Source organism: Formosa sp. A9 (genome assembly GCF_051200825.1).
Classification (GTDB): domain Bacteria; phylum Bacteroidota; class Bacteroidia; order Flavobacteriales; family Flavobacteriaceae; genus Formosa.
In genome coordinates this window covers 430,349-452,413 of the sequence record NZ_CP195158.1, presented here as the reverse complement: position 1 = coordinate 452,413, position 22,065 = coordinate 430,349, and the positions used below count along the sequence as shown (strand labels likewise).

The window sequence follows — 22,065 nt, the reverse complement described above, 5'->3', positions numbered from 1 at the left end:
CTTATTTTTTAACAGCTGAACAGCCAGCCATAGTCGTAATTTTAATTGCTTCTGTTGGCGGTAAGTTATCGTTTCTATTCACCACTTCCTGAACAACAGCTTGCGTTAATGTTTCAAAAGATTTCTCTAATGGTGTTGCCGTTTGCAAGGCCGCTGGTCTACCAACATCGCCCGCTTCACGGATGCTTTGCACCAACGGTAATTCGCCTAAAAATGGCACGTTTAAATCTTCTGCTAGGTTTTTGGCACCTGCTTCGCCAAAAATATAATATTTATTATCTGGCAATTCGGCTGGTGTAAAATACGCCATGTTTTCAATTATTCCTAACACTGGCACGTTAATACTGTCTTGTTGGAACATCGCTACACCTTTTTTAGCATCTGCCAGTGCCACGTTTTGCGGCGTACTTACTACCACTGCTCCAGTAATTGGGAGTGATTGCATGATGCTTAGGTGAATATCGCCAGTTCCTGGAGGTAAATCCAGTAATAAGAAATCCAATTCGTCCCAATGCGCATCAAAAATCATTTGGTTTAAGGCTTTAGCCGCCATAGGGCCACGCCAAACTACGGCTTGATCGGGTTTAGTAAAAAATCCGATAGATAGGATTTTCACCCCATAATTCTCTATCGGTTTCATTTTCGATTTGCCATCGATGTTTACCGCCAATGGTTTTTCGTGTTCCACATCGAACATAATTGGCATGGAAGGCCCGTAAATATCGGCATCTAAAACACCAACATTAAAGCCCATTTTGGCTAGCGTTACGGCTAAGTTTGCGGTAACGGTAGATTTTCCTACACCGCCTTTACCAGACGCTACAGCTATAATATTTTTAATGCCCGGTATGGGTTTACCTTTTATTTCGTTTTTAGGTTTTGCAGGGGCATTAACCGTTACATTCACTTTAATTTTTGCTTTCTGATATACCAAGTCGTGAATGGTTTTTAAAATATCGACTTCAGTTTTCTTTTTAGCTTGCAAACTCGGGTTGGCAATGGTAATATCGACTACCACCTCGTCGCCAAAAACATTAACGTTTGTTACCGCGCCACTTTCAACCATATTCTGACCTTCGCCAGGAACAGTAATGGTTTGTAACGCTTTTATTATATCTTCTTTTTTAATCTTCATTATACTGCTATTTACAGAGCTTGTTTTTTGTTTGTTTTAAGGATATAACCCTTTCAAAATTAATCGATTTCACAAACTCCTCGTCTTAAACTATTTAGATTAATTCTAATATGCAAATATAGTGTGAATTGTTTAGAAATTGAAGTACTAATATTGAAATGATTGATAGCATCTATTAACTAAATTTATACCTGCCGCTACACTAGAGTTCTTCTGAAGGATCCCAAAACACCTGTTTAAAATCCTGCACCTGATCTGCTTCAACCTGCACGCCTTCACTTTCCAATAACTGCTGCATGAGCTTACTTCCTTCAAAATGAAATTTACCTGTTAACATTCCGTTTCTGTTCACTACCCGATGTGCAGGCACGTCCTCTAGATTATGCGCTGCATTCATAGCATAACCCACAATTCTGGCGCTTCGTACTGCACCTAAATAACGTGCAATAGCCCCATAACTGGTAACGCGCCCAATGGGTACTTGCCTTACAATCGCATAAACTCTATCAAAAAAATCTAAGGTTTCTGGTTTCATTACAATTCCTTAATTACATGAATTAAAGTTACCAAAGCGACTATACCGGTAATAGACCCTATTAAACGATTCATATTTTTTTGCGAGGTGAATGTTTTACTTTCTATTTTATCGAAAAAAAACATATACACATAAAGCATCACAAACGACCCTGTTGCCGAACCAAAAACATAGGCTATAATATTAGACTGCTCGAAAGTTAACCAGCCAAACGAAGCTAAAGTCACACTCATATATGCCTGAAATGGAATCGGAAACATATTTAAAGCCGACATAAACATGCCTTGAAAAAATCTACTTTTTTTGCTTCTAACCTCTGGTGCATTTTTGTTTCCTACATCGCCATCGCCTTTAGCTACAAAAAAGAAATATACAGAAATTAAGATAAAAATAACCAATGCCACACGTTGTAAAACATCTACAATATCGGGGTGCTTAGTTAGGTATCTCGCAAAAATAACTGCAACAAAAGTTTGCAATAGCACAATTAAACATGCGCCAATAGAAAACACTATACCACGGGCATGTCCTTCTTTTAAGCTAATTTTTGCCGCCGTCATATTTAACAAGCCAGGAGGAATAACCCCAACCATGGCAATAATTAACCCAATACAAAAGACCAACGTGATGTTCAAAACCTATTTAATTTTAAAACGGATAAATGTAATGGCTTTTCCTATTTGCAGATATTGCGACTCGTAAAATGTTTGTATGGAAGTAACCTCGTCTGGACTGCCATGTTGGTGGTACACATCGTTATTCGCGTAAAGTACCTCGTGGCCTTCGCCATGCAACAACCCTAATGTATACCCGTGCATAAACTCGCTGTCTGTTTTAAGGTTAACCACACCATCGGGCTTTAAAATAGATTTATATTTTTTCAGGAACGCACTATTTGTCATTCTATGCTTCGTGCGTTTGTATTTTATTTGCGGATCTGGAAATGTAATCCAAATTTCATCGACTTCCTCAGCTGCAAAAGCATGTTCGATAAGCTCTATTTGTGTGCGTAAAAATCCAACATTACCAATATTTTCTTCGACCGCTGTTTTAGCACCACGCCAAAATCGAGCGCCTTTAATATCGATACCTATAAAATTTTTATTGGGAAATTTTTTGGCTAAACCTACAGTATATTCTCCTTTACCACAACCTAGCTCCAAAACTAAAGGGTTATCATTTTTAAAAAACGTACTATTCCATTTTCCTTTTAAATCAAAATCGCCATTTACAAGCTCTTCTCGACTTGGCTGAACAACATTATTAAAAGTTTCGTTTTCTCTAAATCGCTTAAGTTTATTTTTGCTTCCCACAATTGTAAATTTATCCTTATAAAATAGTTGCAAAAATACGGCAGACTACCGCTACTTTACAATTATTTTTCCTTTTGTTTTAAAAATTAATAATTTAAATGTGTTTTTATAAAGTTTAGGTGATGTGTTTGTAGAACAATTTTTAGACCTTTAGTTTTCAATATATACTATTCATGAGTAAACGCATTCTTGTTGCCCCGTTAAATTGGGGGTTAGGTCACGCCACACGATGTATTCCTATTATTAACCAATTAATTACTAACGGATTCACCCCCGTTATCGCGAGCGATGGCGTAGCCCTATCTTTATTAAATAAAGAATTTCCCGACTTAGAAAGCATTGCTTTACCTGGGTACAACATTACTTATGCAAAAAAAGGACAACACTTTAAACTGAAACTACTTAAAGACTCGCCTAAACTGGTAAAAGCCATTAAAGCCGAAAAAAAAGCTACAAAACAAATTATTACCGACTATCATATTGACGGCATTATATCCGACAACAGGTTGGGTGTGCACAGCAAAAAAATTCCGTCGGTTTTTATTACACATCAACTACAAGTATTAAGCGGCTCCACCACATGGTTGAGCACCAAAATGCATCAACGTATTATTAAAAAATTCAACGAGTGTTGGGTGCCCGATTTTAAAGAAGAACCTAGCCTAAGTGGTAAACTAGGCCATGTAACCGATTTGGAAATTCCCACAAAATACATGGGCGCCTTAAGCAGGTTTTCACCTTCATCATTAGAGAAAAAATACGATATTCTTGTTTTATTATCTGGACCAGAACCTCAGCGCACCCTACTTGAAGACAAACTATTACAGGCCTTTAAAAACGACAGTAGAACCATTCTTTTTGTAAAAGGTGTTATTGAAGCTGAACAACAAGTAACACAGCACAATAATTTAACAATTTACAATTTTATGACCGGTAAAGAGCTACAAACCGCAATTAACTCAAGCGATTTAGTGCTGTCGCGATCGGGATATACCACCGTAATGGATTTATCAGTATTACAGAAAAAAGCCTTTTTTATTCCTACACCCGGACAATTTGAACAAGAATATCTCGCCAAACGTTTACACGATTTAAAACTGGTACCGTATTGTAAACAAGATGATTTTAACTTGGGTTTATTAGAAAATGTAGCCGCTTATAAAGGTCTTAGCAATTTTAAAAACACCACAGATTTAAGTCCGTTATTTCACCTTTTCTAAAGTAAAGGAGAATTCGCTACCTACACCAAAATCGCTTTCCACATAAATTTTTTCGTCGTGGGCTTCTATAATATGTTTTACGATAGACAAGCCTAAGCCAGAGCCACCTTCTTTACGCGATCCACTTTTATCTACGCGGTAAAAACGTTCGAACAATCTAGGAATATTATTTTGTGTTATACCTTCGCCATTATCGGTTACACGAACAATGACTTTGTTTTTAATTAAGTTTTCTATGCTTACCTCGGTAGTCCCTTTATCATGTCCATATTTTATGGAATTTACCACCAAATTATTAAGCACTTGCTGTATACGTTCCTTATCGGCTTTCACCATAATAGGCTCATTATAGGCGCGATCGAATGTTAGGGTGATGCGTTTTTTAGCGGCTTTCATCTCGAACATTTCAAAAACATTAGAGATTAGTTCCACAATATCGAACGCTTCTATTTTTAAACTTAAATCGCCAACTTCCAATTTGGTAATCATATCCAAATCGTTTACTATGTAAATAAGGCGCTCTACCCCTTTGCTCGCACGATCCAGATATTTTTCGCGAATATTTTTGTCGTTGATAGCACCATCCAAAAGGGTTAAAATGTACCCTTGAACTGTAAATAACGGGGTTTTAAGTTCGTGAGATACGTTACCCAAAAATTCCTTTCGGTACTCTTCACGAACCTTTAACGATTCGATTTCAATCTTTTTTCCTCGCGCATACTTATCGATCTCTTGGGTAAGAGTAGCCATATCGGTGGTAATTTGTTTTTTACGCAGGCTAGTAGACTCCAACAACGTTAAATCGTCGTATATTTTCTTTACTCGTCTGTAAATAAAACGCTCTACACGATATTGGATAATTCCAAAACACACCACATAGCACACTAAAATAAAGCATAAAATCGGTATGATTTTTAAGGAAAAGAAAGCGTATAAAAAAACACTCATTAAGAGCGTTAAAATACACGTAATGTATAGCGATGTTTTAATCGCAAACTTGTATGTTTTTTTTATCTGATTCGGCATTAATCTACAAACTTATACCCTACTCCTTTTACGGTTTTAAAACAATCGTCTCCAATTTTTTCGCGAAGTTTACGAATATGTACATCTATTGTACGGCCACCAACAACCACTTCGTTACCCCATACTTTATCTAAAATTTCTTCGCGTTTAAACACTTTTCCTGGCTTAGAAGCTAATAAAGACAATAATTCAAACTCTTTTCGCGGTAGAATAATTTCTTCATTTTTTAAAATAATCTTATACTCGTCTCGGTTAATCGTTAAAGCTCCAATATTAACTACTGAGTCGTTAGATTCTTCTTCTTTAACACGTCTTAATAGCGCTTTAACCTTACTTACCAGTACTTTTGGTTTTATAGGCTTAGTAATATAATCGTCTGCACCAGCATCAAAACCTGCCACTTGCGAATAATCTTCGCCTCTAGCGGTTAAGAAAGTAATAATGGTATCGTTTAAATCTGGAATATTTCTTATTTGTTCGCAAGCTTCAATACCATCCATTTCTGGCATCATCACATCTAAGATAATAAGCTGCGGCAGCTCTTTCTTGGCTTTTTTCACAGCTTCTATACCATTTTCGGCTGTAATTACTTCGTAACCTTCAGAGCTAAGGTTGTAACCCACAATTTCTAAAATATCTGGCTCGTCATCAACCAATAAAATTTTAATGTCTTTTTTTCCCATTTTAAAATATTAAGAATTTTTAATTCCAACGCCAAAGATAAAATTAATAACAATCTTTTATAAAACTGAAATTATTAATAACAATAACGTAACTTGAATCTTACACAATGGTAATTTAAATCGAATAAAACACCTATTTATCAAAATTTGGAATAGATTTTGAACGGAAATTATTATCTTTATCCTAATTCGTAAATTGCATATGAAAAAAAACTACCTCGTTACGTTTATTGGTTGCTTTTTGTTTTTTGCTTTGTCGTTTTCCGCTCTAGCCCAGAGTGCAGATAAAACTTCAATCCAAAATAGCGAAGAGATTTCTATTTACCCTAACCCAGTGAGCAACGGCAAGTTATTCATTATTACCAAAGACAATTTAACAAAAGAAATTGAGATTTTTAATGTTTTAGGTAAATCTATTTACAGCGCCACCCTTTTTGGAAAAGAACTAAATATTTCTAAAATAACAGCTGGTATTTACATTATTAAAATTAAAGAAAACAACAAATCGTACACCCGAAAACTTGTTGTGCGCTAAGTTCCTGCGTTCGTTAAGTTATTATGAAATATAACAACGCGATTTCCCCTAAGATATTGCATTAAGTATATTTGTTTTTATTAATCTTTAAATAAAAACAAATATGAAAAAACTTTACTTTTCTGCTTTAAGCATCATCACATCTGCGTACTGTTGGGCGCAAGGCCCAATCATTACTGCTATTGTAGATGGCGACTGTACGGGCGGCAGCCCAAAATTTGTAGAAATTTATGCTGAAGGCGCTGTAGATTTCACTAAATACAGCCTGGAAAAACAATCTAACAGCAACACCGAGTGGTCTAATGCACAAGACCTATCTGCATTAGGCACTGTAACCGACGCTTTTGTTTACATTGTAAAAGAAGACGATTTAAGTATTTTTAATACTGAATTCCCTTCGGCAACAACACATATTATTTCTAACAGCTCGGCGGTAGACAATAACGGAGACGATCGTGTAAGACTTATCGAAACAGCAACATCTACAGTTATTGACCAATATGGTGAAACCGATAAAGATGGCACCGATACGCCTTGGGAATATACCGACTCTTACGCCAAACGCGACAATGGCACCAAAGCTAATGCAGGTACTTTTAACGCAGACAATTGGACTTTTGGCACACCTAAAGCTTTAGACGGACAAGGCACTTGCCAAGAAGGCACAGCTTTCGAAACTATTATGTCTGGTATTGGCGACTACAATCCAACTTTATCTATCGCCAGCAAACAAATATCGCAGTTTCGTTTATTTCCAAATCCAACAAACCAAAATACAGTTAGCATTAACAGTACTAAAACAGGACTTATAACAGTTAGTCTTTTTGATGTTTTAGGCAAAAATGTATTAAATGAAACATTACAAAACAATACGGTAAATTTATCTGGATTAAAAAACGGATTATACCTTATAAAAATATCGCAAAACGGCACTAGTGTAACCAAAAAACTTATTAAAAACTAAGTTTTAGCCTTTACGAATTTTAAGCGTTACTCATTGGTAACGCTTTTTTTATTTTAGTTATTTTTGTTATCACATTTTAAATGAAATTATGATTAATACCGAAGCCATTTTTAATATTAAAACTGAAGACGAATTTAACACCCAGGCTTTAAACGTATTTAAATTTCAATTTCAAAACAATAAAGTGTATCGCTCGTTTTGCGATTTACTGTATGTTCACCCAAGCGACATTTCGTCGTACAGAGACATACCCTTTTTACCAATAGACTTTTTTAAAACCAGAGATATTTTAAGCTCTAACGCACCAATACAAGAAACTTTTTCTAGTAGTGGTACAACTGGAAACCTAACCAGCAAACACCACGTAACACAACTCTCTATTTACGAAACCAGTTTCAGAAAGGCATTTCAGTTATACTATGGCAATGTAGAAGATTATGTTATTTTAGCGTTATTACCCGCGTATCTAGAACGCAATGGCTCGTCTTTAATTTATATGGTTAACGATTTAATTAACCAGTCCAAACATCCGGAAAGCGGATTTTATTTAAACAATTTATCAGAGTTATCCGAAACCCTAAAACGCCTCGATGCCAAAGGTCAACCTGTGCTTTTAATAGGCGTGTCGTTTGCTTTATTAGACTTGGTAGAGCAGCAACAATTTAATCTTAAAAACACGATTGTTATGGAAACCGGAGGCATGAAAGGTCGCAGAAAAGAATTAATACGAACCGAATTGCACCAAATTCTTAAACAGGGCTTTGGCGTACAACACATACATAGCGAATATGGCATGACCGAATTATTAAGTCAGGGCTATTCCAAAGGCAATGGTATTTTTAATTGCCCACCATGGATGAAAATTTTAACAAGAGATCCCGAAGACGCCTTAACTATTTTAGATGACAATGCTTCAGGCGGCATTAATGTCATAGATTTGGCCAATGTAAATTCTTGCGCGTTTATTGCCACTCAAGACTTAGGGAAGTGCTACAATAACAATACGTTTGAAGTTATTGGACGCTTTGATAATTCCGATATTCGAGGTTGTAATCTTATGGTACTTTAAAACGCAGCAAACCATAAAATTTAACAAAATATTGACAAAACAACCTGAAATCTAACAGCTTAAATACCGACTACATACATACTTCCAATCTTTGATATTTCATCAAAGAAAGGTTAGTTTTTAATGGTTAGTTGGTTTTTTTGAAGCCGGGTTGTTTTTATAAACCCGGCTTCATTATTATTACACAAACTTTATAATGTACGTATTGCGCTTACCTTTATTAATTATTACATAAGCGTTGTTTATTAAATCGTCTGTTGTTAATTTATAATCTTCTGCAACTTTTTCTTTATTTACGGCAACAGCATTTTCTTTTAACGCACGACGCGCTTCGCTATTAGAACCTAAAAAGTTGGTTTTTGCCGCTAGAGCAGCAATCATATCTACACCTTCATGTAATTCGGATGCTGGTAATTCTGCCATTGGCACACCTTCAAACACATCTAAAAATGTTTTTTCGTCTAAAGCTTTAATATCATTTTTAAAGGATTTTGAAAACAATATGTTTGAAGCCTTTTCGGCATTTTCGAAATCGGCTTTAGAATGCACAAAACTTGTTACTTCTTCAGCCAATTTCTTTTGAAGCAATCTTAAATGCGGCGCTTCCTGGTGTTCTAAAATTAAAGCGTCTATTGAAGCTTTATCTAAAAACGTGAATATTTTAATATATTTTTCGGCATCTTCGTCGGTAGCATTCAACCAAAACTGATAGAATTTATAAACTGATGTTTTATCGGCATCTAACCAAACATTACCACCTTCACTTTTTCCGAATTTAGATCCATCGGCCTTTGTAATTAACGGACAGGTCATTGCAAACGCTTTAGCCTCCTCTCCAACATTCATACGGCGTACCAATTCGGTTCCGGTGGTTATATTGCCCCACTGGTCGCTTCCGCCCATTTGTAATAAGCAATTGTGATTTTTATGAAGATGGTAAAAATCGTACCCCTGAATTAACTGATAAGTAAACTCTGTAAACGACATACCTACACCAGAATCCCCAGACAAACGCTTTTTTACAGAATCTTTAGCCATCATGTAATTAACGGTAATACGTTTACCGACATCGCGCGCAAATTCTATAAACGAGAAGGTTTTCATCCAATCGTAGTTATTTACTAAAACTGGAGCATTCTTTTCGGCAGAATCGAAATCTAAAAATCGCGATAACACCCCTCTAATTCCTGCTACATTCTTAGCTAAAGTAGCTTCGTCTAACAAATTACGCTCATCGCTTTTCCCTGAAGGATCACCAATCATACCCGTTGCACCTCCAACCAAAGCAATAGGTTTATGCCCAGATTTTTCTAAATGAACCAACAAAATAATAGGCACTAAACTTCCAATATGCAAAGAATCTGAAGTAGGATCGAACCCAATATAAACCGTCGTCATTTCTTTATTTAACTGTTCTTCTGTTCCTGGCATTATATCGTGAACCAAGCCTCTCCACGTTAATTCTTCAACTAAATTTTTGGTCATTATTTCTAATTTTTAATAATCTCGTACAAAGATAAAAATCGTAATATAATTCTGCCTATATTAAATAATTCTTTACCTTAGTTTTATGATTTTAGTTACTGGAGGCACAGGACTTGTTGGGTCTCATTTATTATACAAACTTGCTACTAAAAACGAAAAGTTAAGAGCTATTTACAGGTCTAAACACAAGTTAGATATTGTAAAACGTGTGTTTTCGTACTACACAAAAGAAGTAGACGTTTTATTTAATAAAATAGAATGGTTTGAAGCCGATATACTGGATGTCCCGCAACTTACCGAAGCTTTTACAGACATAAGCCTCGTGTACCACTGCGCTGCATTTGTATCTTTCGAACCTAACAAATACACTTTATTACGTCGTACGAATATTGAAGGCACTGCCAATATAGTAAACATTGCTCTTAAAACAGGCGTTACCAAACTCTGTTATGTAAGCTCTGTGGCCACATTGGGCGAGTCGTTAAACCAAGATCCCATACAAGAAACAACGTATTGGAACCCTGAAGCCGACAACAATGTATATGCCATTACAAAATATGGTGCCGAAATGGAAGTTTGGCGCGCCACACAGGAAGGTTTACATGCCGTAATTATTAACCCAGGCGTAATCCTTGGCGCAGGAATCTGGAATCACGGTACTGGCACATTTTTTAAACAAATACACAACGGACTAAAATATTACGCTACAGGAGGCACAGGCTTTGTAGATGTAGAAGATGTAACCTCGATTATGATTGCCTTAATGCAAAGTGATATTACCAACGAGAATTTTATTTTGGTATCGGAAAATTGGAGCTACAAACAATTGCTTGATAATATTGCCAAAGCTTTACAAGTTAAACCTCCGTATAAAAAGGTATCGTCTGGATTAACGCAAATTGCATGGCGTTTAGATTGGCTAATTAGCAAACTTACCGGAAAACGACGAAAACTAAGCAAACAAATGGCCAGTACTATAAACAACACCTCTGTATACAGTAATAAAAAAATTACAAAAACACTAAATTACAAGTGGATTCCTATTACACAAAGTATTAACACGATTAGCAAACGCTATCTTGAAGATTTAAGCAAATAATTTAAACCTATTTTACCTAGCAATAATACTATCTAACTTAATACCCTTAATCACTTTCTTGCCTTCCTGAGGCTTCACTTTAGGCATAGCCACTTTTTTAAGAGAATCGGCTTTACGTTTAGCTTCTTCTGCTTCGTCTTGCTGCTGTTTAATAACGGCCTTTATCGCTTTTAAACTATCATCCACTTTAGCATATATAGCTTCGTAAGCAGCAATGTCGTGCGCGTAATAGTTACTACTTAAAGCAAATTGCAAGCTATCTATTTGGTGTTTTTCATACACAAATGCTTCTGGCATAATACCTTTTTCTTCTAACGCTACGCGGTCTACACCTTTGGCTGCGGTTAATAAGGCCATATCTATAATAACATTAACCATTTGGTCTTCTGACATCAGATTTTCTGGTTGCTCTGGCTTTTTAACCTTATGGCAAGACACCACTAAAACGAAACTTAAAAGGAATACTGCTATTCTCATTATCTATTAAACGTTAAGCGTTTTGCAGCTTTAACATCGTTGAATTTAAAATTTTGATACACTAAAGTACCATTTAAAAATGTATGTGTAATTCTAGATTTAAACGTAGTCCCTTCAAAAGGAGACCATTGGCACTTATATAAAATATTTTCTTTTTTAACTGTCCAAGGATTATTTAAATCTACTAAAACCAAATCGGCATAATAGCCTTCTTTTATAAAACCTCGTTTTTCAATTTCGAATAAAATAGCAGGGTTATGGCACATTTTTTCTACAACTTTCTCTATAGAAACCACACCGCGATGGTGCATTTCTAACATAGCAGGTAAGGCATGCTGTACCAAAGGGCCTCCAGACGGCGCTTTAGTATACACATTCTGTTTCTCGTCTAATGTGTGTGGAGCATGATCTGTTGCAATAACATCTATACGGTCGTCTAGCAAAGCTTTCCAAAGTTGGTCTCTATCGGCTTCACTTTTAACTGCAGGGTTCCACTTAATTAATGTGCCTTTTTTGTTATAATCTTGATCTGTAAACCACAAATGATGAACACAAACTTCTGCTGTTATTTTTTTATCTTTTAATGGTATTTTATTACTGAACAACTGTGTTTCTTTTCCAGTAGACAAATGAAACACATGTAATCGTGCGCCTGTTTTTTTGGCCAATTCTATAGCTTTAGACGACGATAAATAACAGGCTTCTTCGCTTCGGATATCTGGATGATGTTTAATAGGAATATCTTCACCAAACTTTTCGGTGTAAATATCCATATTGCGTTTTATGGTACCTTCGTCTTCGCAATGTACAGCAATAAGCATATTCACTTTCGAGAAAATTTCCTCTAATACTTTAGGGTTATCGACTAACATATTACCTGTAGACGATCCTAAAAACAATTTAAGTGCAGCCACAGTTTTGGTATCGACTTTTAGAATTTCGTCTAAATTATCGTTAGTACCTCCAAACATAAACGAATAATTCGCATACGATGTCGCTTCGGCGATGGCAAACTTCTCGTCTAATTTTTCAAGAGTTGTTGTTTGCGGAACGGTATTAGGCATTTCTATAAACGATGTAATGCCACCTGCAATAGCAGCTTTAGACTCGGTAGCAATATCGGCTTTATGGGTTAAACCTGGCTCTCTAAAATGTACTTGATCGTCTATAACCCCTGGCAACACATATTTACCTTCGGCATCAAACACTTGCACATCTGATGATTTTGCGCTGATAGATTCTCCTACTTCTTTAATAAATTCGCCTTCAATTAAAATATCGCCTTCAAAAACAACGCCTTCGTTTACAATTTTTGCGTTTTTAATTAACACCTGTCTTGCTTGCATGTTATGCTTTTTTATGTTTTAAATATACTTTTCAATTTCATAGAGATGACTCCAAAGATGGCTTCAGAAATAATCCCCGAGCTTAACTTAGATTCTCCTTTGGTTCGATCTGTAAAAATTACGGGCACTTCAATAATTTTAAAATGCTTAATGTAGGCTTTAAATTTCATTTCTATTTGAAACGCATATCCTACAAATTTAATCTTATCTAAGTTTAAAGCTTCTAATACTTCGCGCTTATAGCATACAAAACCCGCTGTGGTATCGTGTATTTTCATACCGGTAATCATGCGTACGTATTTTGATGCCATATACGACATAAGCACCCTGCTCATGGGCCAGTTTATAACATTTACACCTGTTACATACCGCGACCCTACTGCTAAATCTCCACCATCTATAGCACAAGCCTCGTACAAACGTACCAAATCTTTTGGGTTATGCGAAAAATCGGCATCCATTTCAAAAATATAGCGATACGCTTTTTTTAAGCTCCATTTAAATCCATGAATATAAGCCGTACCCAATCCCGATTTATCTTGCCGAACTTCTAAATGTAATTGCTCTGGAAATTCTTTTTGAAGTTCCTTAACCTTTAACGCTGTTAAGTCTGGCGAATTATCATCGACTACCAAAATATCGAAAGCTTTGGCTTGTGCAAATACAGCACGTATGATGCTTTCTATATTTTCGATTTCGTTGTATGTAGGGATAATGACTATAGAGTCTCTCACTTAAATGCTATTAAAGCTACAAATGTACAGTTTTTAACAATTTCTTTTTTTTAAATATTCCTTAATAATTACGATGCCTTATTATAATTTTAAATAATTTTGAGCCATGCTTAGAGAAGTAACATCTAACGAGATATTTACCATTTTAATTATGATTGGATTAATAGCCATGACTATGGCTAAAACAATCTATGCAAACCGGTTTAACGAGTTTTCGGCCATTTTACTAAACTCTAAGTATTTAAATATTTACGCGCGCGACCAAAAGTTTTTTGATTGGTTTGACGCTTTACTATTTGTAAACTTCATTATTTCGGCAGCAATTTTTATTTGTATTTGTTACAACGCCCTGTTTACAAACTTAAATTTAAACCCCAATGTTATGCTTAAAATAATATTTAGCATTGGTGCGTTTTTACTTATAAAAGTACTTTTTGAGCGTCTTTTAGCCAGTATTTTTAATATAGACGATGTAATGGATAATTACTTATTCCAGAAAACCAGTTATAAAAATTTTTTTGGCATCTTGCTCATTCCCATCAACGCTTTTTTAATTTACAGCATAACACCTTCTAAAACAGTCATATACATTGTTTTAGCCATATTATTAAGCCTTGTTATCTTAGGATTAACAAGCTCACTAAAACGTTATAGAAGTTTAATAAAATCCAACCTTTTCTATTTTATTTTATATCTTTGCACACTTGAAATCGCACCCTATATTATTTTGTACAAGTTTGTTACAATGTATTAGGGTCTCAAAAATCTAAACCGCTTATGAAAGTGAAAACCATTTTAGTCTCTCAACCAGAACCTAAAATTGAAAATTCCCCGTATTTTGATCTTCAAGAAAAGCAAAAAGTAAAAATTGATTTCAGACCTTTTATTCATGTAGAGGGCGTTCCTGCCAAAGAAATTAGACAGCAGAAAGTAGACCTAAACAACTACACTGCCATTATTTTAACTAGCCGTAACGCAGTAGATCATTTTTTTAGAGTTGCCGAAGAAATGCGCTTTAAAGTGCCTGACACTCTAAAATATTTTTGCCAATCGGAAGCTGTTGCCTATTACCTACAAAAATATGTTGTTTACAGAAAACGTAAAATTTACGTTGGTAAGCGTACTTTTGCAGAATTATCGCCACTAATTAAAAAATATAAAGACGAAAAATTTCTACTACCTACTACAGACAAACTTAAACCTGAAGTTCCTGAAATTTTAAACGGTTTAAAAATCAGCTGGAAAGAAGCTATTTTTTACAAAACCGTAATTAGCGATTTGTCTGATCTTGAAAATGTTACTTACGATATTTTAGTATTCTTTAGCCCTTCGGGAATTGAATCTTTATTTCATAATTTCCCAGATTTCAAGCAAAACAACACACGTATAGCGGTATTTGGAAACACAACCATTAAGGCTGTAGAGGAAAAAGGCTTGCGCGTAGACATTGCAGCGCCTACGCCAGAAACACCTTCTATGACTATGGCTTTAGAAAAATACATAGAGAAAGTTAACAAAGGCAAATAAACTTTACTCTGTTTAACTAAAAATTATAAAAAAAGCGATTCAAATTTGAATCGCTTTTTTAGTTTGGTTTGGTTTAGTTGATTGTTTAGATGGTATTAAAAAGCGTAACGCTGCGGTCCTCCCCTACGGATTTCTTCGCTCGCATAGGCTTCAAATTTTTTAAAGTTTTCCCTAAAGGCATTCGTAAGTTTAAACGCTGTGGTATAATAAGCTTCGTCGTTATTCCAAGTAGCTCTTGGACTTAAAACTTCGGTAGGTACACCTGGGCAGGTTCTAGGCTGTGCCACGCCAAATACAGAATGTATGTGGTAATCGTCGTAATTATACAAGCCTAAATCTCCATTTAAAACGGCGTTAATCATTGCTCTGGTATATTTAAGTTTCATACGTGTGCCAACACCGTAAGGTCCACCAGTCCAACCGGTATTAACAAGCCAAACATTAACACCAGCATCTTTCATTTTCTGACTTAACATTTCTGCATATTCAGCAGGGTGTAAAGGCATAAATGGCGCTCCAAAACATGCCGAAAACGACGGTTGTGGCTCTACCACACCAGCTTCGGTTCCTGCTACTTTAGCGGTATATCCCGAAATAAAATGGTAGGCAGCTTGCGCTGGTGTTAATTTGGAAATTGGAGGAATCACTCCAAAGGCATCTGCGGTTAAAAAGAATATATTTTTAGGATTTTTTCCTATGGAAGGCACCTGAATATTATCGATATGATGAATTGGATAACTCACCCGAGTGTTTTGAGTGATGGACGTATTCGAAAAATCTACCTCCCCATCATCATCTAAAATCACATTCTCAAGAATAGCTCCTTTTTTTATAGCCTTAAAAATGTCAGGCTCGTTTTCTTCAGACAGATTAATGACTTTAGCATAACAACCACCCTCGAAGTTAAAGACTGTATTTTCGTTGGTCCAACCATGCTCATCATCGCCAATTAAACGTCTGTTGGGATCGGCAGAGAGTGTGGTTTTACCTGTACCCGACAACCCAAAAAATATGGCTGTATCGCCCTGTTTACCCACATTGGCACTACAATGCATTGGCAAAGTATTTTTAAAAACAGGAAGTATAAAGTTAAGTGCAGAAAATATACCTTTCTTAATTTCTCCTGTATAACCTGTACCACCAATAAGCGCAATTTTTCTGGTAAAGTCCAAAATTGCAAAATTATGCTGTCGTGTACCATCACGTTCTGGATCGGCCATAAAACCAGGTGCATTTACAATAGTCCATTCTGGTTTAAAATTAGTCAATTCCTCATCGGTAGGCCTTAAAAACATATTATAAGCAAACATGTTACTCCACGGATACTCGTTAATAACACGAATATTAAGTTGGTAATTCTTGTCTGCACAAGCATAACTGTCCCTTACAAATATTTCCTTCCCCGATAAATAATCGACTACTCTTTTGTATAAAGCATCGAACTTATCCGAATCGAAAGGAATATTAACATCTCCCCACCAAATGCGATCTTCGGTAATAGCATCTTTAACAATAAAACGATCTTTTGGCGATCGCCCTGTAAACTCACCAGTGTTTACGGCTAAGGCTCCTGAATTAGCTTCAACGCCCTGAGCTTTATCCAAGGTGTGTTGCTGTAGCTCGTCTGGTGTTAGTTGATATTGAACTTTGGCATTTTTAATTCCGTATTTTTCCAACGAAATCGTTTTCGTAATTTGGGTATTATCTACCATAATAATGTTTGTTTGTTACAACAAAATTAAAATATTATTTGAAATAACCGATTTAAATTTTCACTTTATCATTTTTAATCTTCAAAAATGATAATATCGCAACAACCCAGCCTAAAATGAGTAACAAACCACCTATAGGAGTTACAAAGCCAATGGTTTTAAAATCGAAGCCAGAAAGCGGATTTGTTGCCAAGCCATAAATAGATCCCGAAAACAATATTACACCTGCTACTACCAAATACAATATTACAGACTTAGATTTAGAATTGATATACGATGTGCCACCTACAAATAGTAAAAACAAACTATGGTACATTTGATAACGCACACCAGTTTCGAACGTCTGCAAAGCTTCGGCCGATATTAAAGGTTTTAGGCCATGAGCCGCAAAAGCGCCAATAATTACACTTAAAACACCAAGAATGCCAGCAGCGAGTAAAATCGTTTTATTCATATTATAATTTTATATTTTTAAAAGTAGCGAGCGCTTGTATTTTGTACTTTTATAAGCAACTCTAGCTTTACAAAATTAACTAACTACTCTCATTATGCGAAACATTTTAATAATTGGTTCTGGAAAATCTAGCTCACATTTAATTCAATATCTTTTAGAAAAATCGCAGACCGAAGAATTACAAATTACGATTGCCGACAAACAGCTGGAGCATGCCAAAAGACTTATTAAAAACCATAAAAATGCAACTACCTTAGCCTTAGACATTTTTAATGAAACCTTACGAAGGCAAACCATTAAAAATGCCGACATTGTAATTTCTATGCTCCCAGCGCATTTGCATTTAGACATTGCAAAAGATTGCTTAAGCCTGAACAAACATTTAGTTACCGCCTCGTACATTAGCGACCAAATGCAAGCACTTAATAACGAAGCCATACAAAAAGGACTCGTTTTTATGAATGAAATTGGCGTAGACCCTGGCATAGACCACATGAGCGCCATGCAAGTTATAGACCGCATTAGAAGTAAAGGCGGCAAAATGCTACTGTTCGAATCGTTTACTGGCGGATTGGTTGCTCCTGAAAGCGATACCAATTTATGGAATTACAAATTCACTTGGAATCCCAGAAATGTAGTTTTGGCCGGACAAGGAGGAGCAGCTAAGTTTATCCAAGAAAACACATACAAGTACATTCCTTACCACCGCTTATTTAGGCGTACCGAATTTTTAGATGTTGACGGTTTTGGGCGTTTTGAAGCTTACGCCAACCGCGACTCTTTAAAATACCAAAGTGTTTACGGTTTAGACCAAGTAAAAACACTATACCGCGGCACCATACGTCGCGTAGGTTTTAGCCGAGCCTGGAACATGTTTGTACAATTAGGGATGACAGACGACAGCTATATTTTAGAAGATAGCGAACACATGAGCTACCGCGATTTTGTGAATGCATTTTTACCTTATAGTCCTTCCGATTCGGTGGAATTAAAATTAAGACACCAATTAAAAATAGATCAAGACGATGTGGTTTGGGACAAACTATTGGAACTAGATATTTTCAATCCCAAAAAAACTACTGGCCTAAAACAAGCTACACCTGCACAAATGTTGCAACACATTTTAATGGATAGTTGGACCTTAGCCCCAGACGATAAAGATATGATTGTGATGTATCATAAATTCGGCTACGAATTGGCTGGTAAATCCCATCAAATTGATTCGACTATGGTGACTTTAGGGCAAGATCAAACATTTACAGCCATGTCTAAAACCGTTGGCCTACCCGTTGCCATAGCCGCATTGGCTATTTTAAACAAGCAAATAACAACGCCCGGTGTTCTTCGCCCAATAAGCAAAGAAGTCTACACGCCTATTTTAAAAACCTTAGAACAATATGGCATTCAGTTTCACGAAAAAGAAGTGCCTTATTTAGGTTACAATCCGTTAAACATTTAAACGATTTACCATCAATATAAAAGATATTATCGTTAATTTTATAATTAATTACCGAAAAACACTTTATGAAGGTTGCAAATCAGAATATAGAAATAGATGGCATCGACAAAGAGATACTTCGTGCTTTAATGCAAGATGCCAGAACGCCAATATTAGAAATAGCCCGTGGTGTAGGCATCTCTGGGGCTGCCATTCATCAGCGTTTGCGTAAACTCGAAAAATCGGGATTAATTTCAGGATCAAAATTCACTATAAACCCTAAGGTTTTAGGATATACAACGATGGCGTTTATAGGCATCTATTTAGATAAAGCCATGAGTAATCCAGAAGCCGTTAAACAGTTAAAAAAAATTCCCGAAGTATTAGAATGCCATTACACGACTGGTAATTGGAGTATTTTTATTAAAATTTTATGTCGAGACAACGAACACTTAATGCATTTGTTAAACAAAGAAATTCAATCTATTGAAGGCGTTTCCCGAACTGAAACTTTCATTTCGTTAAACCAACAAATAGACCGACAAATTCCTATTTAAAAAAAGCCTCGGTATAACTCCGAAGCTTTGAAATATTTGCATTGATTTTTTTCTTAATCTCTAGACATAAAAATTTGTAACACGTACCAAAACAATAGCATTAATGAAGCAAACAGACCTATGGCCGCTGGCACATATTGATCTTCAGAATATATATTTACTAAACTTGATGTCTGATATAGAATAGTACCTGCAGCCAGCACACACATCCCAACCGAAAACCACAAGCCTAAATTAAAACCAAATATCATCCCTGCTATAATTAAACCGATAGCTATAAAAAATCCGACCGTAAGCCCTGCTCGCAAAAACGAAAAATCTGTTTTGGTTACAAAAACTATAGCCGACAATCCTGTAAACAGCGATAAGGTTACCACAGCTGCCTGATTAATTAAATCGAAGCCTTCGGTAAAATAAATTGCCATGTACAATAAAGGAATAAAAATGAAAGCTTCGGCAAGAATATAAATACCGTAAGACACATACTGCATGGTTTTATCATCAGATTTTAACGCCATGCGCTCTGCATAATTGGTCATAAACATAAAGCCGCCTAACATAAATAGCCATCTATAGCCTTCGGTTAACGACAGCGCAAAGTTAACAATAGCTTCACTTTGTAACATAAGGTATTCAAAAATGATAAACATCAACACGCCACCAGCAACATGAGCGTAGGTTTTCTTGTAAAAAGCAACACGTTCTGTATCGCTTAGCGTATTCAACAATACTTTTTGGGGTAAATTTTCCATTTAAATCGTTTTAATTAGTACTTAAATCTAAATATTATAAATTAAAAAAGGTCGAATTTTCTAAAAAACTCGACCTTCTACATTATATTTTTTTCTCTTAGTTTCTATTTCCTAAAATTTGCATGGCCCAATATAATAGAGATGCAAGTGCACCTATAGCTGCAACTAAATACGTTCTAGCCGCCCATTTTAAAGCATCTTCTGCACCGGCATATTCTTGTGGTGCTAACATATTTTTGTTTTTTAACCAAGCTAAAGCTCTGTTACTGGCATCGTATTCTACGGGTAAGGTTATAAAACTAAACAAGGTCGCCATTCCCATCATTAGAAGTCCAACAACCGACACCCAAAATCCTAAACCTGCACCAGAAGCTGCACCTAAAACCAAACCTCCTATAATTAACCATTGCGACATTTTAGACGAAATACTAACTACAGGCACTAATTGCGATCGCATAGTTAACCAACTATAGGCTTGCGCATGTTGCACGGCATGACCACATTCGTGAGCCGCAACAGCTGCAGCTGAGGCATTGCGTTCGGCATAAACAGCTTCACTTAAATTAACGGTTTTATTTTGTGGATTGTAGTGATCTGTTAATCGTCCTGCTGTAGAAATAACCTTAACATCGGTAATACCATTATCGGCTAACATTTTTTCGGCAATCTCTTTTCCGCTCATGCCATTGCTTAAATGGATTTTAGAATATTTTTGAAATTTGCTTTTTAACTGATTGCTCACCAACCAACTTACTAAAGCTATCGCCCCTATTAATATATAATATGTAAACATGTTTTTATCTTTTATAGTAAATATAACACATTTATTACAAAAAATAAGCCAAAGTATCGGCAGGTAATTCTGTCAGTTTTTACAATTACGAGCTCACATTCCAATTAAACGATTCGGCGATTTCCTTGTACATAATTTCACCTTTTACAATATTTATCCCTTTTGCCAAGGCACGATCTGCTTTACAAGCCGCTTCCCAACCCAAATCTGCCAATTTTAACACATAAGGCAACGTTACATTGGTTAAGGCAATAGTGGAGGTGTACGGTACGGCTCCCGGCATATTGGCTACGCAGTAATGCACAATATGATCTATTATATATGTAGGATCTTCGTGTGTTGTCGCTTTAGTGGTTTCTATACAACCGCCCTGATCTACAGCAACATCTACCAATACGGTGCCTGGACGCATATCTTTAAGCATATCGCGCGTTATTAATTTAGGCGCTTTACCTCCTTTTATTAGCACGCCCCCTATAATAAGATCGTGGGTTTTAATATGTTTTCGGATATTATATTCGCTTGAAAATTCAGTAACTACATGACTTGGCATAATATCGTTAACATATCTAAGACGTTTCATATTCACATCCATTATCGTAACATGAGCGCCCAATCCAGCGGCCATTTTTGCAGCTTGTACTCCCACAACTCCAGCACCTAAAACAAGTACTTTCCCTGGCGATACCCCTGGCACACCACCTAACAAAACGCCGCGACCTTTTATGGGTTTCTCTAAATATTTTGCACCTTGTTGTATGGCCATACGCCCAGCTACTTCAGACATTGGTGTTAGCAACGGCAACGAACCATCGTCGTCTTCTACCGTTTCGTAAGCAATACACACCGCCTGACTTTCCAACATAGCTAAGGTTAGCGCCTCGCTAGATGCAAAATGAAAATAAGTAAACACAATCTGATTGGCTTTAATTAACGGATATTCTACCGCTATAGGCTCTTTAATCTTTACAATCATATCGCTTACAGCATACACCTCATCGATGGTATTTAAAACCACTGCACCAACATCTGTATAATCCTGATCTGAAAATCCGCTACCTTCGCCGGCAAGAGATTGCACATACACCGTATGGTTGCGTTTGGTAAGTTCGAAAACTCCAGCAGGCGTCATGCCTACACGGTTTTCGTTATTCTTAATTTCTTTGGGCACACCTATTTTCATAATTGGAGATTTTAATACAACTAAATTG

24 protein-coding genes are annotated in these 22,065 nt (G+C 36.1%); 9 read left to right on the top strand and 15 right to left on the bottom strand.

What is annotated here, in order from left to right; translation table 11 throughout:
• Position 1: 1 nt before the first annotated feature.
• The 4 genes from ACR9EA_RS01870 to trmB all read right to left on the bottom strand — a co-directional run bounded on the left by ACR9EA_RS01870 (position 2) and on the right by trmB (position 2,983).
• Positions 2-1,135 carry a P-loop NTPase gene (locus ACR9EA_RS01870; RefSeq protein WP_435136704.1) on the bottom strand — a complete coding sequence of 378 codons (1,134 nt, stop codon included), beginning with the start codon at positions 1,133-1,135 and terminating at the stop codon, positions 2-4.
• 202 nt (positions 1,136-1,337) lie between these two features.
• Positions 1,338-1,670, bottom strand: coding sequence for an MGMT family protein (locus ACR9EA_RS01865; RefSeq protein WP_435136701.1), 333 nt, complete (start codon positions 1,668-1,670; stop codon positions 1,338-1,340).
• The gene (locus tag ACR9EA_RS01860) at positions 1,670-2,305 is read right to left on the bottom strand and encodes a LysE family transporter (RefSeq protein WP_435136698.1); all 636 of its coding nucleotides are present in this window, start codon (positions 2,303-2,305) and stop codon (positions 1,670-1,672) included. The genes ACR9EA_RS01865 and ACR9EA_RS01860 overlap by 1 nt, the downstream gene beginning before the upstream one ends.
• Positions 2,306-2,308: 3 nt before the next feature.
• Positions 2,309-2,983 (bottom strand): tRNA (guanosine(46)-N7)-methyltransferase TrmB, encoded by a 675-nt coding sequence (trmB, locus tag ACR9EA_RS01855; protein ID WP_435136695.1) that lies wholly within the window; start codon positions 2,981-2,983, stop codon positions 2,309-2,311.
• A gap of 173 nt (positions 2,984-3,156) precedes the next feature.
• Between trmB and ACR9EA_RS01850 the strand changes: the two genes are divergently transcribed.
• A complete protein-coding gene (locus ACR9EA_RS01850) occupies positions 3,157-4,203 on the top strand; it encodes a glycosyltransferase (RefSeq protein WP_435136692.1) in 1,047 nt (348 codons plus the stop codon).
• Here ACR9EA_RS01850 and ACR9EA_RS01845 read toward each other — a convergent pair.
• Together ACR9EA_RS01845 and ACR9EA_RS01840 are read right to left on the bottom strand one after the other, a co-directional pair.
• Positions 4,186-5,229, bottom strand: a complete 1,044-nt coding sequence (locus ACR9EA_RS01845) for an ATP-binding protein (RefSeq protein ID WP_435136689.1) — start codon at positions 5,227-5,229, stop codon at positions 4,186-4,188. The two genes, ACR9EA_RS01850 and ACR9EA_RS01845, sit on opposite strands and share 18 nt — an antisense overlap.
• Positions 5,229-5,912: a response regulator transcription factor gene (locus ACR9EA_RS01840; RefSeq protein ID WP_435136686.1), complete on the bottom strand. Its 684-nt coding sequence runs from the start codon at positions 5,910-5,912 to the stop codon at positions 5,229-5,231. Before ACR9EA_RS01840 ends, ACR9EA_RS01845 begins: the two co-directional genes overlap by 1 nt.
• Before the next feature lie 202 nt (positions 5,913-6,114).
• Between ACR9EA_RS01840 and ACR9EA_RS01835 the strand changes: the two genes are divergently transcribed.
• From ACR9EA_RS01835 to ACR9EA_RS01825, 3 genes are all read left to right on the top strand, one after another.
• Positions 6,115-6,447 carry a T9SS type A sorting domain-containing protein gene (locus ACR9EA_RS01835; protein ID WP_435136683.1) on the top strand — a complete coding sequence of 111 codons (333 nt, stop codon included), beginning with the start codon at positions 6,115-6,117 and terminating at the stop codon, positions 6,445-6,447.
• A 103-nt stretch (positions 6,448-6,550) separates the two neighbouring features.
• On the top strand, positions 6,551-7,411 hold the full coding sequence (locus tag ACR9EA_RS01830; RefSeq protein WP_435136680.1) for a T9SS type A sorting domain-containing protein: 861 nt from the start codon (positions 6,551-6,553) through the stop codon (positions 7,409-7,411).
• Between the two features lie 88 nt (positions 7,412-7,499).
• Positions 7,500-8,480 carry an acyl transferase gene (locus ACR9EA_RS01825; protein WP_435136677.1) on the top strand — a complete coding sequence of 327 codons (981 nt, stop codon included), beginning with the start codon at positions 7,500-7,502 and terminating at the stop codon, positions 8,478-8,480.
• Between the two features lie 180 nt (positions 8,481-8,660).
• Here ACR9EA_RS01825 and tyrS read toward each other — a convergent pair whose 3' ends face one another.
• Positions 8,661-9,965 (bottom strand): tyrosine--tRNA ligase, encoded by a 1,305-nt coding sequence (gene tyrS, locus ACR9EA_RS01820; RefSeq protein ID WP_435136674.1) that lies wholly within the window; start codon positions 9,963-9,965, stop codon positions 8,661-8,663.
• A gap of 85 nt (positions 9,966-10,050) precedes the next feature.
• On the opposite strand from tyrS, the gene ACR9EA_RS01815 reads away from it, so the two are divergent.
• Positions 10,051-11,064 carry an NAD-dependent epimerase/dehydratase family protein gene (locus ACR9EA_RS01815; protein WP_435136671.1) on the top strand — a complete coding sequence of 338 codons (1,014 nt, stop codon included), beginning with the start codon at positions 10,051-10,053 and terminating at the stop codon, positions 11,062-11,064.
• Positions 11,065-11,076: 12 nt separating this feature from the next.
• On the opposite strand, the gene ACR9EA_RS01810 is transcribed toward ACR9EA_RS01815, so the two are convergent.
• The 3 genes from ACR9EA_RS01810 to ACR9EA_RS01800 are packed head-to-tail and all read right to left on the bottom strand — an operon-like array spanning position 11,077 to position 13,621.
• Positions 11,077-11,541, bottom strand: coding sequence for a DUF4296 domain-containing protein (locus tag ACR9EA_RS01810; RefSeq protein WP_435136669.1), 465 nt, complete (start codon positions 11,539-11,541; stop codon positions 11,077-11,079).
• Positions 11,541-12,887, bottom strand: a complete 1,347-nt coding sequence (locus tag ACR9EA_RS01805) for a dihydroorotase (RefSeq protein ID WP_435136666.1) — start codon at positions 12,885-12,887, stop codon at positions 11,541-11,543. Before ACR9EA_RS01805 ends, ACR9EA_RS01810 begins: the two co-directional genes overlap by 1 nt.
• An 11-nt stretch (positions 12,888-12,898) precedes the next feature.
• A complete protein-coding gene (locus tag ACR9EA_RS01800) occupies positions 12,899-13,621 on the bottom strand; it encodes a polyprenol monophosphomannose synthase (protein WP_435136663.1) in 723 nt (240 codons plus the stop codon).
• A 106-nt stretch (positions 13,622-13,727) separates the two neighbouring features.
• Between ACR9EA_RS01800 and ACR9EA_RS01795 the strand changes: the two genes are divergently transcribed.
• Positions 13,728-14,375: a DUF4271 domain-containing protein gene (locus tag ACR9EA_RS01795; RefSeq protein ID WP_435136660.1), complete on the top strand. Its 648-nt coding sequence runs from the start codon at positions 13,728-13,730 to the stop codon at positions 14,373-14,375.
• Between the two features lie 23 nt (positions 14,376-14,398).
• A complete protein-coding gene (locus ACR9EA_RS01790) occupies positions 14,399-15,148 on the top strand; it encodes a uroporphyrinogen-III synthase (protein WP_435136657.1) in 750 nt (249 codons plus the stop codon).
• Between the two features lie 95 nt (positions 15,149-15,243).
• On the opposite strand, the gene pckA is transcribed toward ACR9EA_RS01790, so the two are convergent.
• Both pckA and ACR9EA_RS01780 read right to left on the bottom strand, forming a co-directional pair.
• Positions 15,244-16,860 carry a phosphoenolpyruvate carboxykinase (ATP) gene (gene pckA / locus ACR9EA_RS01785; protein WP_435136654.1) on the bottom strand — a complete coding sequence of 539 codons (1,617 nt, stop codon included), beginning with the start codon at positions 16,858-16,860 and terminating at the stop codon, positions 15,244-15,246.
• Between the two features lie 52 nt (positions 16,861-16,912).
• A complete protein-coding gene (locus ACR9EA_RS01780; RefSeq protein ID WP_435136651.1) occupies positions 16,913-17,314 on the bottom strand; it encodes a DUF423 domain-containing protein in 402 nt (133 codons plus the stop codon).
• Between the two features lie 94 nt (positions 17,315-17,408).
• Between ACR9EA_RS01780 and ACR9EA_RS01775 the strand changes: the two genes are divergently transcribed.
• Positions 17,409-18,773, top strand: a complete 1,365-nt coding sequence (locus tag ACR9EA_RS01775; protein WP_435136648.1) for a saccharopine dehydrogenase family protein — start codon at positions 17,409-17,411, stop codon at positions 18,771-18,773.
• Between the two features lie 65 nt (positions 18,774-18,838).
• Positions 18,839-19,309 carry an Lrp/AsnC ligand binding domain-containing protein gene (locus tag ACR9EA_RS01770; RefSeq protein WP_435136645.1) on the top strand — a complete coding sequence of 157 codons (471 nt, stop codon included), beginning with the start codon at positions 18,839-18,841 and terminating at the stop codon, positions 19,307-19,309.
• A gap of 53 nt (positions 19,310-19,362) precedes the next feature.
• On the opposite strand, the gene ACR9EA_RS01765 is transcribed toward ACR9EA_RS01770, so the two are convergent.
• From ACR9EA_RS01765 to ald, 3 genes are all read right to left on the bottom strand, one after another.
• Positions 19,363-20,061 (bottom strand): Bax inhibitor-1/YccA family protein, encoded by a 699-nt coding sequence (locus tag ACR9EA_RS01765; RefSeq protein ID WP_435136642.1) that lies wholly within the window; start codon positions 20,059-20,061, stop codon positions 19,363-19,365.
• A gap of 97 nt (positions 20,062-20,158) precedes the next feature.
• The gene (locus ACR9EA_RS01760; protein ID WP_435136639.1) at positions 20,159-20,854 is read right to left on the bottom strand and encodes a zinc metallopeptidase; all 696 of its coding nucleotides are present in this window, start codon (positions 20,852-20,854) and stop codon (positions 20,159-20,161) included.
• Between the two features lie 85 nt (positions 20,855-20,939).
• Positions 20,940-22,037, bottom strand: coding sequence for an alanine dehydrogenase (ald, locus tag ACR9EA_RS01755; RefSeq protein ID WP_435136636.1), 1,098 nt, complete (start codon positions 22,035-22,037; stop codon positions 20,940-20,942).
• Positions 22,038-22,065: the final 28 nt, after the last annotated feature.

Coding starts and splice junctions, on each gene's coding strand:
- ACR9EA_RS01810 (WP_435136669.1), bottom strand. CDS start 11,541: ATGAGAATAGCAGTATTCCTTTTAAGTTTCGTTTTAGTGGTGTCTTGC.
- ACR9EA_RS01775 (WP_435136648.1), top strand. CDS start 17,409: ATGCGAAACATTTTAATAATTGGTTCTGGAAAATCTAGCTCACATTTA.
- ACR9EA_RS01840 (WP_435136686.1), bottom strand. CDS start 5,912: ATGGGAAAAAAAGACATTAAAATTTTATTGGTTGATGACGAGCCAGAT.
- ACR9EA_RS01790 (WP_435136657.1), top strand. CDS start 14,399: ATGAAAGTGAAAACCATTTTAGTCTCTCAACCAGAACCTAAAATTGAA.
- ACR9EA_RS01795 (WP_435136660.1), top strand. CDS start 13,728: ATGCTTAGAGAAGTAACATCTAACGAGATATTTACCATTTTAATTATG.
- ACR9EA_RS01865 (WP_435136701.1), bottom strand. CDS start 1,670: ATGAAACCAGAAACCTTAGATTTTTTTGATAGAGTTTATGCGATTGTA.
- ACR9EA_RS01825 (WP_435136677.1), top strand. CDS start 7,500: ATGATTAATACCGAAGCCATTTTTAATATTAAAACTGAAGACGAATTT.
- ACR9EA_RS01870 (WP_435136704.1), bottom strand. CDS start 1,135: ATGAAGATTAAAAAAGAAGATATAATAAAAGCGTTACAAACCATTACT.
- ACR9EA_RS01760 (WP_435136639.1), bottom strand. CDS start 20,854: ATGTTTACATATTATATATTAATAGGGGCGATAGCTTTAGTAAGTTGG.
- ACR9EA_RS01770 (WP_435136645.1), top strand. CDS start 18,839: ATGAAGGTTGCAAATCAGAATATAGAAATAGATGGCATCGACAAAGAG.
- tyrS (WP_435136674.1), bottom strand. CDS start 9,965: ATGACCAAAAATTTAGTTGAAGAATTAACGTGGAGAGGCTTGGTTCAC.
- ACR9EA_RS01835 (WP_435136683.1), top strand. CDS start 6,115: ATGAAAAAAAACTACCTCGTTACGTTTATTGGTTGCTTTTTGTTTTTT.
- ACR9EA_RS01815 (WP_435136671.1), top strand. CDS start 10,051: ATGATTTTAGTTACTGGAGGCACAGGACTTGTTGGGTCTCATTTATTA.
- ACR9EA_RS01780 (WP_435136651.1), bottom strand. CDS start 17,314: ATGAATAAAACGATTTTACTCGCTGCTGGCATTCTTGGTGTTTTAAGT.
- ACR9EA_RS01805 (WP_435136666.1), bottom strand. CDS start 12,887: ATGCAAGCAAGACAGGTGTTAATTAAAAACGCAAAAATTGTAAACGAA.
- ACR9EA_RS01830 (WP_435136680.1), top strand. CDS start 6,551: ATGAAAAAACTTTACTTTTCTGCTTTAAGCATCATCACATCTGCGTAC.
- ACR9EA_RS01845 (WP_435136689.1), bottom strand. CDS start 5,229: ATGCCGAATCAGATAAAAAAAACATACAAGTTTGCGATTAAAACATCG.
- ACR9EA_RS01850 (WP_435136692.1), top strand. CDS start 3,157: ATGAGTAAACGCATTCTTGTTGCCCCGTTAAATTGGGGGTTAGGTCAC.
- ACR9EA_RS01765 (WP_435136642.1), bottom strand. CDS start 20,061: ATGGAAAATTTACCCCAAAAAGTATTGTTGAATACGCTAAGCGATACA.
- ald (WP_435136636.1), bottom strand. CDS start 22,037: ATGAAAATAGGTGTGCCCAAAGAAATTAAGAATAACGAAAACCGTGTA.
- pckA (WP_435136654.1), bottom strand. CDS start 16,860: ATGGTAGATAATACCCAAATTACGAAAACGATTTCGTTGGAAAAATAC.